Here is a 13,540-nt window from a genome sequence, read left to right as displayed (position 1 = left end):
GACCCCATCATGTTGAAAATCGAATCGGTGAAGGTCTCGTACGGCGCCATCGAGGCCGTCAAGGGCGTGAGCCTGGAAGTGCGCGCGGGCGAGGTGGTCACCATCATCGGCGCCAACGGCGCAGGCAAGAGCACGCTGCTGAAAAGCATCGTCGGGCTGGAGCCCGTGACCGAGGGCCGCGTGCTGATCGACGGCAAGGACTGCACGCACGTGCCCGCACACAAGCGCGTGGGCCTGGGCGTGGCGCTGTCGCCCGAAGGCCGCGGCGTGTTCCCCGACCAGACGGTGCGCGAGAACTTGTTGCTGGGCGCCTATTCGCGTCGCAATGACAAGGCCTTCGTGGAGCGCGCCATCGAACGCGAGTTCGCGCGCTTTCCGCGTCTGAAGGAACGCCAGGACCAGCCCTCGGGCACGCTGTCTGGCGGCGAGCAGCAGATGCTGGCGATTGCGCGTGCGCTGATGAGCGAGCCGCGCCTGCTGCTGCTGGACGAGCCTTCGCTGGGCCTGGCGCCGCTCATCATCAAGGACATCTTCGACGCCATCCGCCAGTTGCGCCGCTCGGGTCTCACGATCCTGCTGGTCGAGCAGATGGCCAAGCAGGCGCTGGGCGTGGCCGACCGCGCCTATGTGCTGGAGACCGGCTGCATCACGCTCGAAGGCTCGGGCCGCGAGCTGCTCGACAACCCCAAGGTGAAGTCGGCGTACCTCGGCTCGCACTGAGCGGACCGGCCCCTTCACGCCCATTCATTCATCACTGAAACAGACAAAGGAATCCTCATGACCGCACCCACCAAAGTCTTTGCCAGCCAGGCCGACCTCGAAGAAAAGAAGGTCTCGTTCACCCGCCTCTCGGAGAACGCCTACGCCTACACCGCCGAAGGCGACCCGAACACCGGCATCTTCATCGGCGACGAAGCCGTGATGGTGGTCGACACGCAGGCCACGCCCGCGATGGCGCAGGACGTGATCCGCCGCATCCGCGAAGTCACGCCGCTGCCCATCAAGTACGTGCTGCTGAGCCACTACCACGCGGTGCGCGTGCTGGGCGCGTCGGCCTACTTCAAGGAAGGCGCCGAGCAGATCATTGCCAGCCGCGACACCTACGACCTGATCGTCGAGCGCGGCGAGCAGGACAAGGCCAGCGAGATCGGCCGCTTTCCGCGCCTGTTCCGCAATGTCGAGTCGGTGCCGGCGGGCCTGACCTGGCCCACCATGACCTTCGACGGCACCATGAGCGTGTGGCTGGGCAAGAAGCTCGAAGTGAAGATCGCGCAAGTGGGCCGCGGCCACACCAAGGGCGACACCATCGCCTACCTCGAAGACCAGAAGATCTGCTTTGCCGGCGACCTGGTCGAATACCAGAGCACCGCCTACGCGGGCGACTGCTATTTCCGCGACTGGCCCACCACGCTCGACCGCCTCGCCGGCTTCGGCTTCGAGAAGCTGGTGCCCGGCCGTGGCGCTGCGCTGGAGAACGCGGCCGACGTGCGCAAGGCCATCGCCTCCACGCGTGCCTTCATCTCCGACGTGTACACGCTGGTGAACAACGGCGTGGCACTGGGCAAGTCGCTCAACGTCATCTACAAGGAAACCGTGGCCGCGCTGCGCCCGACCTACGGCCACTGGGTGATCTTCGACCACTGCATGCCCTTCGACGTGACCCGTGCCTATGACGAAGCCACGGGCCATGTGAACCCGCGTATCTGGACGGCGGAGCGCGACATCGAGATGTGGAACGCGCTCGAAGGCTGAGGTGACCGCCTCGGCGCGCCCCACAGGCGCCACGCCTGCATCGGTGCAGGGCTGGATGCTGCTGGCGATGCTGCTGTGGGGCGTGAACGTGTCCGCCGTGAAGGCGCTCACCGCGTCCTTCGAGTCGCTGCCGCTCGCCGCGCTGCGCATGGCGGTGGCCTGCGTGGCGCTGACGGCCATCGTGCTGTGGCGGCGCGGCGGGCTGCCTGCCCTGCGCGCGAAGCAGCTTGCAGGCATGACGGGCTGCGCGTTCCTGATGGTCTATGCCAACCAGATCCTGTTCGCGCAGGGGCTGTTGCGCTCCACCGCAACCAACGGCGCGCTGATCATGGCGCTGAGCCCGCTGGTCTCGGCGCTGATGGCGGCGCTGGTTTTTCGCGAGCGCTTCACGCCGAGGCGCATGCTCGGCGTGGCGCTGGGCTTTGCCGGCGTGGCTGCGGTGGTGTTGAGTCACCCCGGCGCGGGGCTCTCGAGCGCCGGCATCGGCGACCTGATGCTCGCGCTGGCCGTGGTGAGCTTCGCGGTCGGCGGCGTGGGCGTGCAGCGGCTGGCGCGGCAGATCGATCCGCTGTCGATCAGCTGGATCATCTACATGATCGGCACTGGCATGCTGGTCGTGCACACCGTGCTCGGACCGTCGCCGCTCGGCTCGGCCCAACTGTTCCCCGGTGTGTGGCCGTGGGTGCTGGTGCTGTTCTCCGGCGTGGCCGCCACCGCGGCCGGCAACCTGATCTGGAACCGCGCCATCTCGATCATCGGCGTGGCGCGCACGGCCGTGTATCTCTACTGGGTGCCGGTGTTCGGCGTCGCATTCGCTGCGCTGCTGCTGGGCGAGGTGCTCACCTGGTGGCACCTGCTCGGCTTTGCCGCGGTGATGGGCGGAACCTACCTTGGCACGCGGCCCGCCGTCGCGGTGGTTGCGCCTGCGCGTGCGTCCTGAGTGCTTCTATTTTTGTAGCCCTTCATGCCCGACTCATCTCCCTTGCTGTTCCAGCCCCTGAAGCTGCGCAACCTCACGCTGCCCAACCGCGTCGTGATCTCGCCGATGTGCCAGCACGCGGCCGACCGCGGCCATGCCACGCCCTGGCACATGGTGCACCTGGGCAAGTTCGCGCTCGGCGGTGCGGGCCTGATCCTCACCGAGAGCACCGCAGTCGATCCGCGCGGGCGCATCGGCACCGCCGACCTCGGCCTGTGGAAAGACAGCCAGATCGCGCCGCTGAAGGCTGTCGTCGATTTTGTGCACGCGCAGGGCTGCGCCATCGGCGTGCAGCTCGCGCATGCGGGGCGCAAGGCCGGCAGTGAGCCGCTGTGGGAAGGCGGCGCGGCGCTGAGTGCCGAACGCATGGCGGCCGACGAGGAGCCATGGGAACGCCTCGGCCCGAGCGCGCTTGCGGCTGGCCCCGGTTGGTCCGCGCCGCGTGCGCTCGATGCGAACGGCATCGCCTCGGTCGTGAAGCACTTCGTCGATGCGACGGTGCGGGCCGACAAGGCGGGCTTCGATGTGGTCGAGCTGCATTTCGGCCACGGCTATCTGGTGGCGAGTTTCTTGTCGCCCAACGCGAACCATCGCGGCGATGCGCTCGGCGGCAGCCGCGAGAACCGCATGTGGCTTGCACTGGAAATCGCACAGCGCGTGCGCGCGGCGTGGCCTGCGGGCAAACCGCTGTTCTGCCGGCTCTCGGCGGTCGATGGCACGCTCGATGGCTGGAGTCTCGATGACTCGGTGGTCCTTGCGCGTGAACTCAAGCGCTGCGGCGTCGACGTGATCGATTGCTCGTCGGGCGGGCTCACCGAAGAAACACGCGCCTTGCCCGTGCCGCGCGGCCTGGGCTTTCAAGTGCCGTTCTCCGAGCGTATCCGGCGCGATGCGCAGATCGCGACGCAGGCGGTCGGCATGATCGTCGACGCACAGCAGGCTGAGGCGGTGCTCGCTGCTGGCGAAGCCGACTTGATCGCGATTGGCCGCGAGGCGCTGCTCGACCCCTACTGGCCGCATCACGCAGCCGCTGCGCTGGGCGCCGACCCGGGCTACGAACGCTGGCCCGTGCGCCACGGCGTGTGGCTCGCCAAGCGCGCGCCGGGCCTGGCGCGCGCACGCGCTGAAGCGGCCGCACTGTCCAACGAAGAAGGCAAGACATGACAACGACGACCCTGCGCATGGGCCTGATCCGCAAGAAGCCCGAATGGACCGACGACGCCTTTCGCAGCCACTGGCGCGAGAGCCACGGGCCGCTGGTGGCGCAACTGCCCGCGCTGCGTGCTTATCGGCAGAACCTCGTGGTCGACCGGTTGCAGCGCGGCATCGATTTCGCGCGCGGTCCTTGGGACTTCGATGGTTTCTCGCAACTGCGCTTCGATGAAGCTGCGCGAGCGACCGAAGCCTTCACGAACGGTGAACTTGCGGCGGCCATCCGCGCGGACGAACAGCACTTTCTTGGCGGACTGCACATCGTTACGGTCGAGCAGACCGAAGTCATCGCGCTGCCTGCGAAGCCCGAAGGCCTGCTCAAGCGCATCTCGCTGCTGCGCCGGCCGATCGCGCAATCGGATGAAGACTTCCGTCGCGAATGGAAGGTCCATGCCGATCACGTGCGCCGCATGCCCGGCGTGAGCGGCTATCGGCAGAACGTGGTCGTGGCGCGCGAGTTCGAGAAGGGCACGCCTTGTGCCTATGTCGAGCTGCCGATCGACGGCATCGTCGAGCTGTGGTTCGAGAACACCGACATGCTGGACGCCGCGTTCGCATCGCCGCAAGGGCAGCGCACGATGGCGCATGCGCGCACCTTCCTGGCGGAGATCACGGCGTTCGTGGTGCGGGAGCACCGGGTGGTGTGAGTGCCCTGGCCGCACCCACGTCGCGTCGCGCTCAGAAGTTCTTCAAGGTATCGAGCTGCTGCTGCGTCAGGCCGCGCTGGTACACCACGTCGGTGCGGAAGTTCGCGGCGATCGCGGCGGCCTGCGTGTCCACTTCGGCGGCGCGGGCCGCGGTGCTCGTGGCGCCGATCCAGGTGTTCGTGCCCGTCAGGATCAGGAAGTTCGCCAGCGTGACCGTGCCGCCGGCCGGCACCGTGATGTCGAATTGCATCGTCACCATGTTGTTCCCGTCCGATGCGTTGAGCGTGACGGCGGAGGCGTAACCGACGCTGTCCGCCGCGCCGAAGACGAAGCCCGCATCGCGGCCCTTGCCCATGCCGTCCCACACCGTCAGCGCCTTCAGCGGCGCACCCGCCGGCGGATAGATCACGCCCGAGCCGTAGGAGCCCAGGAAGCTGGTGTACGTCACTCTCGCCGTGACGGATGACGCCGATGGGTTGTGGAAGGTATCCGTCATCCGCCCCCACGACTGGCTGGGTTGCGCGTAGAAAGTGCGCTGCACTTCGAGCCCGCGCAGGGTCCTGATGCCTGAGCGGATGTTCTGCACGCCGCGCGTCTGCGACACGGTCCAGCCCGACAGGCCCGCGCTGAAGTCGCCGTTGACGATGAAGCTGCGAGACCGCGGCGCGCTGTCGTCCACCGACACCAACTCGATCGATGTGCCCTGGCCGCGGTTGCATTGCTCGAACGACAGCACGACCACCTGGCCGACGTAGGCCGTGAGCCAGGCGAATCCCCACGTGCCCGTCGAGCCGCTGCTGTCGATCTTGAAGAGCGTGGCCAGCAGCCCACCACTGGTGTCGCGCAGCACCACCTGCATGAAGGCGGGCTCGTCACTGAAGTTGCCGCGCAGCGCGCCCCACATGCCGGTCCACCCGAGGTTCACGCGACCGACGGCCTGCCGCAAATCCAAGGTCTGCTGCAGCCGTGCGTCGGGTACCGGATGCAGGAACGCCGCCACGCCGTTCGATTGGAACTGCGGGTCCGTCGTGGTCGATACGACCTTCATGCCGTCGGTCGCCGTCATCTCGGGGCCCAGCGGCGTCAACTCTGCGAAGGTCTGATCGCCATCGAAGCCTTCTGAACGGTTGCCCACTTTCACATTCAATGCCAGCGCGCCCGCGAACTGGCCGTTCCAGCCGTCCCCGATGCAGAAGTCGGGCCTCAGGTCCCAGAAGTTCGCCTGGCCAGGGCCGACGCTGGCGTAGGTGTCGTTGTCGTGGTTGACGATGCTCTGCGCAAGGATCGTCGATGCGGGCAGCAAGGTCGGCGTTGCAAGCTCGGGACCGGCAGGCGGCGCCGGTGGATTGGGCGCAGGCGGGACCGGCGGTTGCGGCGCGGGTGGCACCGGCGCAGGAGGCTCGCCCGGGGCAGGTGCCGGCGGCACGCCGACCGGTGGAAAGGCGAACCCACCACCGCCCCCGCTGCCGCCACCACCGCACCCGCTCAACACCGCGATGCCCACCGCGCTGAGCGCAAACCTTCTCCGGTCCATGATCGATTTCCTCGTGATTCTTCTGACGACAGTTCCAAAGCGGCGCGCCGATGGCGGCCGTGAGGCGCCGATTGAAGCGGCTTGGGTGTCTTTGAACCATCACGGGAACAGGGGAGGAAGGCGCTTTGCGTGTAGTCCATTTGTGCGATTGACGCCGCCGTCGCGCGACGCCGCTGTGGTGGCAGCGGCCGCAAGTGCAAAAGTAAGATCGGCCCTCGGCAACACCGGAGCAGCAGGCATGGGGCACATCTTCTTCGTGGGCATCGTCATGACCACCGTCGCGTGCGCGGCTTCCGCCCAGGCGCGCAAGCCGCTTCCACCCGGCGTGGTGGGCGTGCTGCGCATCGACGCCGGCACCGACTACGTGTTTCTCGACCGGCCCACCACCGTGGGCGGCGCGTGCAAGGGGTGGAAGGCGGTGTCGATACAGGCCCCGGGCCCGGCGGGCTCGGGCATGACCCACATCATCTGCTGGAAGGAGTCGAACGGCCAGTTGCTGACCGCAACCGCGGCCAGGGTCACACCGGAAGTCGTGCCGATGGACCTGATTCGCTGAGGCGAACGGAACGGCGGCCCGCTCGCTCAGGCTGGCAGCAAGCGGTCTTTCGGCGCTGCCGCCAATTGCACCGCCCGTGTCGTCGGTGGCGGCATCCACTGCGCACCCTGCTGTGCGGCCTCGCCGTCGCCGGGCAGCACGAACTGGCTGATGAGCGCATCGAGATGACGCGCCTGGTCACGCAAGCCTTCCGATGCAGCGGCGGACTCTTCCACCAGCGCCGAGTTCTGCTGCGTCATGCGATCCAGATGAGACACGGCGGTGTTGATCTGCCCGATGTCCCGCGTCTGCGCATGCGTCGCGACCGTGATGGCGCTCACGGTGTCCGCCACCTGCCGGATCGAATCCATGATGCGGCCCATGGTCTGCCCCGCGCTGTCGGCCAGCGTCGTGCCGGCTTCGATGCGGTGCACCGAGTTTTCGATCAGGCCCTTGATCTCGCGCGCGGCTGCGGCCGATCGCGTGGCGAGCTGTCGCACTTCCGCCGCGACCACCGCGAAGCCCCGGCCCGACTCGCCGGCGCGCGCCGCTTCGACGGCGGCATTGAGCGCGAGGATGTTCGTCTGGAAGGCGATGCTGTCGATCACGCCGATGATGTCGGCCATCTTGTGCGAGGCGCGATGGATGTCCTGCATGGTCCCGACCACCTGCGACCCCACCTCGCCGCCCTGCGCCGCCACCGCGGCTGCAGCGCCCGCCATCTGCTCGGCCTTGCCTGCGGCATCGCTCGACTGCTGCACGTTGCGCATCACCTGCTCGAGCGCAGCGGCCGTCTGCTGCAGGCTGGACGCGGCGTTCTCGGTGCGCGCCGACAGATCCGAATTGCCGTGAGCGATTTCGCCGGCCGCCACGTGCACGCTCTGCACCGACTCGCGCACCCGCAGGACCAGTTCGCGCAATGCGCCTTGCATCGCGCCCAAGGCCAGCAGCATCTGGCCGGCTTCGTCGCGAGAATGGCCTTCGATGTCCTGGCGCAGGTCAAGGCTGGCCACGCGTTCGGCCGTTTCACCCGCCACGCGGATCGGCCGGCTGATGCTGCGCACCAGCCACTGCGCCAGCACGATGCCCAGCAGCAGCGCCGTTGCACTGAACAGCACCAGGGCCAGCCGGGCCGACGTGCTCAGGTCCTCGATGCGAACACCGGCTGCATCGATGGCCTCGCGCTGCGACTGCGCGAGCTTGCCGAGAGCCTCCAGCAATGCGGCGGCGCCGGGCTGAAAGCGCTGCGCGTAGACGGCGCGGATGCGCTCGGTGAGGCCCGAGTCGCGTGCGGCGATCAGCTCCTTCACGGCCTTCCTGAAGTCGTCGCCGGTGGCTTGTGTTTGTGCGAGCAATGCGCGGTCGGATGCCGTGTGAAGGCGTTCCGACACTTGCTGCAGCAACTCGGTGTAGCGGGTTTCGGTCGCCTGAATGTCGGCGGCCAGGATCTCGCCCACTTCAGGTTCGGAACTCAACGCCATCGCCTTGTAGCGCTCGGCGTTGATGGCCTGGTGGCGGTAGGCGTCCACCACCAGGCGCTCCGACACGCCGTGCTGCTGGATGGCCTCGTGCGTGGCCTCGTTCACCTTGGCGAGCGACCAGATGCCGATGCCCGAGCCCGCAAGGGTCAGCAGCAGCACGACGCAGAAGGTGGCCAGGAGCCGCCGGCCAAGAACGTTGGTGGTGTTGAATCGGGGAGCGCGGAGAGCAGTGGTCACAGGCGAATTCCTGAGCCGTGTGCGGCGCAGGACGATGAGGGCAGGGGAGGTTTCCCGCGCTGGATTAAACCGATGCCTTGTTACCGCTCATTGACTGTTTCGGCGCAGGGGTTGTCTTGTGTCGCCCCGTTTTATTCAGCGCCCGAGCACGAAGAAACCGATGGCCACCGCCCATGAAAAGGCCAGCGCGATGAACAGCCACACGGACCATTGCATCAGCATCTGTTTCCAACGCGGTGTTTCATGCGGGGCGGGGTCCAGCAACGCCAGCAGTGCCTGCCCACCATTCATCACCGTCAGTGGCAGGAGATTCAGTGCGGCGAACTTTGCGGCGAGCACGCCGAGCAAGGGCAGGAAGCCGAGCGTCGCGATGTGGCTTGCACCGGCGATCAGTGGCTGGGCAGTCGAGAGTGGCGAGAGCCCGCCCGTCACGATCTGCACGAAGCCGTGGCCCAGGCTCGCGAGCGCCGAGCCCGGATGCAACAGGAGCGCCATGGCCACCAGCGAGGCCGCCCCGGCCAACGGCAGCAGGGTCTGGACCCATCGCGGCCGATGATCGAAGGCGTCTTTCACCCAACCGGGTGGCGCGCCTTCAGGAATGGCTTCGGCACGCGTGTCCTTGAACAGGACGGCGCCACCCAGCGGCACCGCGCGCAGCCGGAAGATGCCGGCGGACAGCAGCACCGGGCCGAAGCCGAGCGACACCTCGCGGATCGCGATGCGAAGCCGCAGGCCAAGCACCGTCATGACCAGGACGTGGACGGCGGTCAGCAGCGCGGTGGCTGCGATGAACTTCAGGGCAATGGGCATGGGGCGGGAGGGCGATGAAAAGCGAGGGCGGGCGAATGTTAGCGTCGGGGACTCGTGCCGCCTCGCGCTCGCTGCGGCGAGACGGACATCTTCTCTTTGCTTCCAATGAACCCACCGATGAAACTTCGACGCCAACTTCTTCTTCTGATCCCCTGTGCGGTGGCGCTGCTCGCGGGCGCCAACGTCAGTGAAGCCCAAAGCCGCAAGAGTTCTGTCGAAGGTCGATTCGAAAAGCTTGCGGGCTTCACCTTCGAACAACTGCCGCTGGCGGACGCCATCAAGGTCGTCCACGGCGATGGCAAGCGAAAGCTGGCCGTGTTCTCGGACCCCAACTGCGGCCATTGCAAGCGCGTCGATCAGGATCTGAAGAAGATCGGCAACGTGACGGTCTATGTTTTTCTCTACCCGATCCTGGGTGCCGATTCGGTCGCCAGGTCGCGCAATGTGTGGTGCAGCAAGGAACGCACGAAGACCTGGGAAAGCTGGATGCAATCGGGCACGGAGCCCGCCCCAGCGGCAGGCGCCTGCGACGCGGCGGCCCTGCAGCGGAATGCCGACTTCGGCCGCAAGCTCGACGTGAAGGGCACGCCGACGATGATCTTCAAGGACGGGACGCGGGTTCCGGGCGCGATCTCGGCGGATTGGATCGAGCAATTGCTCGTGGCGTCGGAGCGCTGATCGATATCGCGCTCAGGCCCCGACCTTCACGCCTTCGGTCGTCGCGGGGACTGCTGGCGCAACGGGCCGTCGCCCGAATCGCTTCCCCAGCGCCGCTGTCGGCAATTCCACGGTGCGATGGATCAGGTAGGCAAGCGCAACGGCCGCGCCGAACGCGAGCAGCGCTGCAGGCACGAAGCTCACGCCGTTCGCCATCAGGAAACGGATGGCCGCATACCCGACGAGCGAGTGCACGATGTACAGGGGATAGCTGACGTCGGCGAAGAAATCCAGGACGCGGTTCGCCCGGAAACGGCCTCGCAGCACATAGCAGACGCCAAAGAGCAAGAGCGCATAGCTGTAGTTCGCTGCCGCACTCGCGGATTGAGCGAACCAGGGCGTTTTCTTCCACATCGCCAGGAAGATGATCAGAACAGCAAGGGCCGAGCCGATGAGCGCCTTCGGCGAAATCTTCTTTGTCAGCTCGAGATGAAAGAGGGTTCCGATGAACAGGAACGGAAGAAACAGCAGCTCGGTATTGGTCGAGGTGAGGCCGATCTGCATGACCCCCATCGGCACGATGTTCCAGCCCTTGGGGATGCAGCTCATGTAGGCCAGCAGTGCCAGGGAGAAGCCCGTGATGGTCAGCACCGGCCGGCACCGGATCCAGGGCCACAGCAGCATGGCGACGATGTAGAACTTGACCTCGACCGCGAGCGTCCAGTTGACGAGGTCCGTCGACAGGTGGCCTGTCTGGATCTGGACCAGCAGCATGTTCGCGATCAGCCGGCCTGTGTCCATGTGGAATGCCTGTCCCCAGTATTTGCTGGAGAGCCAGGCGATGAATATCACTGCGGCACTGGCGGCCCAGTACGTGGGATAGATGCGCAGCAGGCGCGCCGCAAGGAATCGCGCAGCGCCCAGTTTCTCCAGCGAGAACGGAATCACGAAGCCGCTGATGAGAAAGAAGATGGCGACGCCGAACGGGCCGTAGGCCACAGTGGGTGGCGTGATGAACCGGCTCACCAGTGAAGATGGGCCTTCGACAGGCGGCGCGAAGACGAACAGGGAAACGAGTTCGCGCGCGCTCCAGTAGGTCCCCGCGTAGTGGCTGACGATGACCATGAGCACGGCCAGGCCGCGCAACTGGTTGGCGAAGGCGATCTTGCCTTGTGCGGGGAGTGTCATCGTGGGGTGCTGGTGCCTCGACAGGAATCGAAAATCATCCTGCAGGCCGCATGAATACTAGGCATCTTGATTCTTTGTTCCAAAGATACCGACAAAAGTACCGGCAAATTCTTTGGTGTCGTGCTTGCGCAACGACGGGATGGGGTGATGACTGTCAGTTGGATTTTCTCATCGCGAAGGCTTGGGAGCGCTGCGACCATGCTGCACTTGCGGAGCTACAAGAGGCGAGCCCATTGGTATCGGTGCCATCTCTACGGCGTGCCTTTTTCCCCGCTCGCAACGAGAATTGGGCCAACACCATCGCCGCTCGCGGCGCCGCAGAGGAGAGGCAACTGCTTGTGGTTGACGCCCTTCATCTGGTCGGACCAGATAGCCGACTTGATCGGTTGGCTGCGCGTGGTTTGGTGGTCCATCGGCTGATTACGTGATCGCCCAAAGAAAAGCTTTCTGTAGAGGGTCGGTCACTGGAGCCGGTGCGCAATGCTGAGCCAAGGCTACTTGCGCTTCTGGCTTTGATACATCTCGGTTAGCGTGTTCGCCAAATCGTCTGCAACCGCAAAAATCAGTGCATCCGGCATCAGCGCGCACCCTCTGTCCAAGACCTTTTTTATTGATTTGGGGTCTGGGACTTCCAAGACCATCTTGACTGTGGTGCCAGTGGAATTCTTGCTTGATAGGTAACCCTGCACCCAAGAGGTCATCATTGCCTCCGTGATGGTTTCCATAGCCAGCCCTGCCGGCGCCTTGCGAGCCTTGATCCAAACATCGCATGAACTGTTGCCGACGCCACCGATTGCGACCTGTGCCTGCAGCAGACCAGTCGCACACAGCATGATTGCCGGGATAACGTATCGAATAGATTTCATGAGCCCATTTTCCACGAGGCGGCGGCCCTCTAAGAGCGCTCGCAAGTACCTACTCGGTGCTGCGGCGATGTGGCCGATACCTGAGCCGAGGCTGATCTGAAACATCGCGGGATGTCGAGGAAAAGGTCGAACTTTCCAGCGTTTTTGTCAGAGTGGCTAATAGCTGCTAAGAATCCTGGTTACAACTCAGAAAATCACGGCTCCTGGTCCGTGCACCTGATTACTAGTAGCCATGGCTACTAGCAATGCGCTGGCAAATTCCGTCGCTTCGCCCCTGCACTCGGGGGCAACTACCTGCCATTGCAAGCCAAACGTGTGAGGAGGTTGCCTGTGACTGTGGCGTGGCGAACGACTGCGAGTGATGCACGCCCTACAGTTGCTGTCGGATGGCTGGTTATTGCGTGCCCAAGCGCTCGGTAATGGCACGCGCGCTGAGGCCTCGCACTGTCGCCAGACTTTCAAGCTGCGGCGCGCGTGGACGCGCCTTGCCCTGCTCCCAGTGATAGATCGTCTGGCCCGATGATTTCGATTAAGGAGACCTTGGAATGTCTCTCAAAATCACATTAGCTGCATGGGCTGCTCAGCAGTTCGACCCGCCTCCGGCAGAGCGGACACTACGGCTCTGGGTGCGCGAAGGCCGCATCGTGCCGGCGCCCCTCAAGATCGGGCGCGCCTACTATGTAGAACCCAGTGCCCGGCACATCGCCGAGGTCATGGCGGATAGCCGATTGGTGAGCCGGCTTCGGCGCGGTTAGCTCTGATTTTTCAAAAAAGGGCGCCCCGGGAGAGCTACAAAAGCCTCGCGCGCGCGTACCGGTCTCGTTTCCCGCCGTTGTTCCGCTGTTATCAGCAAATGCTGTCTGCTTGTGGTCCGTTCTCAGACCATGCTTGTTCGCCGGTTCGCCCGAAAGATTGGGCTATGCACCCGAATCACTGGGCTGCCGCAGGCGTGCGTTGCGGCTGTGGACAAGGCTCCACTGACCAATGGCCGCAGTGCGTTTGGCCCGGTCGTTCGCATGCGCCGCTCTTGTCGTTGAGCAACAACGCAAGGCGCAATCACTGCGTACTTTCCCATTCAACATGCTTGTGCCGGCCCTAACTTCGTCAAATTGACCTTGGTTGCCAATGGCCGCTCGGCTAATCTGAAACAACTTGTACGGAGTGCGCTGCGTGGCAGTGCGCGTCACCTGAGGGGGTGATTGACCGTTCAAAAACACACTGCGAGTCACGACAGCTAAGAGTTGGCTGTGGATATGCAAGAACGCAAACGAGAAAGTACGAGGGGGGATTGCGATGAGCGGGCCTGAAACGCGTTGGAGAACTGACGAGAGTCCTAAGGTGATTTCGCTGACGGTGCACGGTTTCAATAGGAAACTAGCGCAGGCTTTCCGAATAGTTGTGATCGCGTCGTCGCTACTGTTTGCTGTGGCATCGCACGCGTTAATTTCGCCGATTTCGCAATGGCGATTGACATGGAACTGGGAGAGCGCGGGCTTCAGTGAAGCACATTTTGGAGTGACTGCCAGTGCAGCTTGCGACGCTGCCGCACCTGCCGGGATTGCTCATGCGAAAAAGGACGGGTGGTTGAATCCGAGGGTCCAGTTTGATTTGCCCGCCTGGTGCAGAGTGTTTTCTACGAGTC

Annotated in this window: 14 protein-coding genes; 9 read left to right on the top strand and 5 right to left on the bottom strand. The window is 64.9% G+C overall.

The features are described 5' to 3' along the window. The first annotated feature begins 9 nt into the window (after positions 1-9). From H7F35_RS07260 to H7F35_RS07240, 5 genes are read left to right on the top strand one after another with little or no spacing between them, the layout of a single operon-like run. On the top strand, positions 10-720 hold the full coding sequence (locus H7F35_RS07260; protein WP_187112250.1) for an ABC transporter ATP-binding protein: 711 nt from the start codon (positions 10-12) through the stop codon (positions 718-720). 57 nt (positions 721-777) lie between these two features. Then, positions 778-1,752: an MBL fold metallo-hydrolase gene (locus tag H7F35_RS07255; RefSeq protein ID WP_187112249.1), complete on the top strand. Its 975-nt coding sequence runs from the start codon at positions 778-780 to the stop codon at positions 1,750-1,752. 1 nt (position 1,753) lies between these two features. Next, a complete protein-coding gene (locus H7F35_RS07250) occupies positions 1,754-2,692 on the top strand; it encodes a DMT family transporter (protein ID WP_261803556.1) in 939 nt (312 codons plus the stop codon). Between the two features lie 24 nt (positions 2,693-2,716). Then, a complete protein-coding gene (locus H7F35_RS07245; protein WP_187112248.1) occupies positions 2,717-3,895 on the top strand; it encodes an NADH:flavin oxidoreductase/NADH oxidase in 1,179 nt (392 codons plus the stop codon). Beyond that, positions 3,892-4,590: an EthD family reductase gene (locus tag H7F35_RS07240; RefSeq protein WP_187112247.1), complete on the top strand. Its 699-nt coding sequence runs from the start codon at positions 3,892-3,894 to the stop codon at positions 4,588-4,590. The genes H7F35_RS07245 and H7F35_RS07240 overlap by 4 nt, the downstream gene beginning before the upstream one ends. A 31-nt stretch (positions 4,591-4,621) precedes the next feature. Here H7F35_RS07240 and H7F35_RS07235 read toward each other — a convergent pair whose 3' ends face one another. After that, positions 4,622-6,124, bottom strand: coding sequence for a hypothetical protein (locus H7F35_RS07235; protein WP_187112246.1), 1,503 nt, complete (start codon positions 6,122-6,124; stop codon positions 4,622-4,624). Positions 6,125-6,362: 238 nt separating this feature from the next. On the opposite strand from H7F35_RS07235, the gene H7F35_RS07230 reads away from it, so the two are divergent. After that, on the top strand, positions 6,363-6,680 hold the full coding sequence (locus H7F35_RS07230) for a hypothetical protein (protein ID WP_187112245.1): 318 nt from the start codon (positions 6,363-6,365) through the stop codon (positions 6,678-6,680). A gap of 26 nt (positions 6,681-6,706) precedes the next feature. On the opposite strand, the gene H7F35_RS07225 is transcribed toward H7F35_RS07230, so the two are convergent. Both H7F35_RS07225 and H7F35_RS07220 read right to left on the bottom strand, forming a co-directional pair. Further along, positions 6,707-8,377: a methyl-accepting chemotaxis protein gene (locus tag H7F35_RS07225; protein WP_187112244.1), complete on the bottom strand. Its 1,671-nt coding sequence runs from the start codon at positions 8,375-8,377 to the stop codon at positions 6,707-6,709. 135 nt (positions 8,378-8,512) lie between these two features. After that, entirely contained in the window at positions 8,513-9,187 is a 675-nt protein-coding gene (locus H7F35_RS07220; RefSeq protein WP_187112243.1) for a site-2 protease family protein, read from the bottom strand. 117 nt (positions 9,188-9,304) lie between these two features. Here H7F35_RS07220 and H7F35_RS07215 point away from each other — a divergent pair, with 117 nt between their 5' ends. Further along, positions 9,305-9,865, top strand: coding sequence for a DsbC family protein (locus tag H7F35_RS07215; RefSeq protein WP_187112242.1), 561 nt, complete (start codon positions 9,305-9,307; stop codon positions 9,863-9,865). A 12-nt stretch (positions 9,866-9,877) separates the two neighbouring features. Here H7F35_RS07215 and H7F35_RS07210 read toward each other — a convergent pair whose 3' ends face one another. Continuing rightward, positions 9,878-11,032 carry an acyltransferase family protein gene (locus H7F35_RS07210; RefSeq protein WP_187112241.1) on the bottom strand — a complete coding sequence of 385 codons (1,155 nt, stop codon included), beginning with the start codon at positions 11,030-11,032 and terminating at the stop codon, positions 9,878-9,880. Positions 11,033-11,082: 50 nt separating this feature from the next. Between H7F35_RS07210 and H7F35_RS35105 the strand changes: the two genes are divergently transcribed. Further along, positions 11,083-11,460: a TraB/GumN family protein gene (locus tag H7F35_RS35105; protein ID WP_410010765.1), complete on the top strand. Its 378-nt coding sequence runs from the start codon at positions 11,083-11,085 to the stop codon at positions 11,458-11,460. Positions 11,461-11,526: 66 nt separating this feature from the next. Here H7F35_RS35105 and H7F35_RS07200 read toward each other — a convergent pair whose 3' ends face one another. Beyond that, positions 11,527-12,003 carry a hypothetical protein gene (locus tag H7F35_RS07200; RefSeq protein WP_187112239.1) on the bottom strand — a complete coding sequence of 159 codons (477 nt, stop codon included), beginning with the start codon at positions 12,001-12,003 and terminating at the stop codon, positions 11,527-11,529. 440 nt (positions 12,004-12,443) lie between these two features. Between H7F35_RS07200 and H7F35_RS07195 the strand changes: the two genes are divergently transcribed. Then, on the top strand, positions 12,444-12,653 hold the full coding sequence (locus tag H7F35_RS07195) for an excisionase (protein WP_187112238.1): 210 nt from the start codon (positions 12,444-12,446) through the stop codon (positions 12,651-12,653). The last annotated feature ends 887 nt before the right edge of the window (positions 12,654-13,540 follow it).

The organism is Variovorax sp. PAMC26660 (genome assembly GCF_014302995.1).
GTDB lineage: Bacteria > Pseudomonadota > Gammaproteobacteria > Burkholderiales > Burkholderiaceae_C > Variovorax.
Note: the sequence above shows the minus strand (reverse complement) of the source record. Positions and strands in the feature narration are given on the sequence as shown.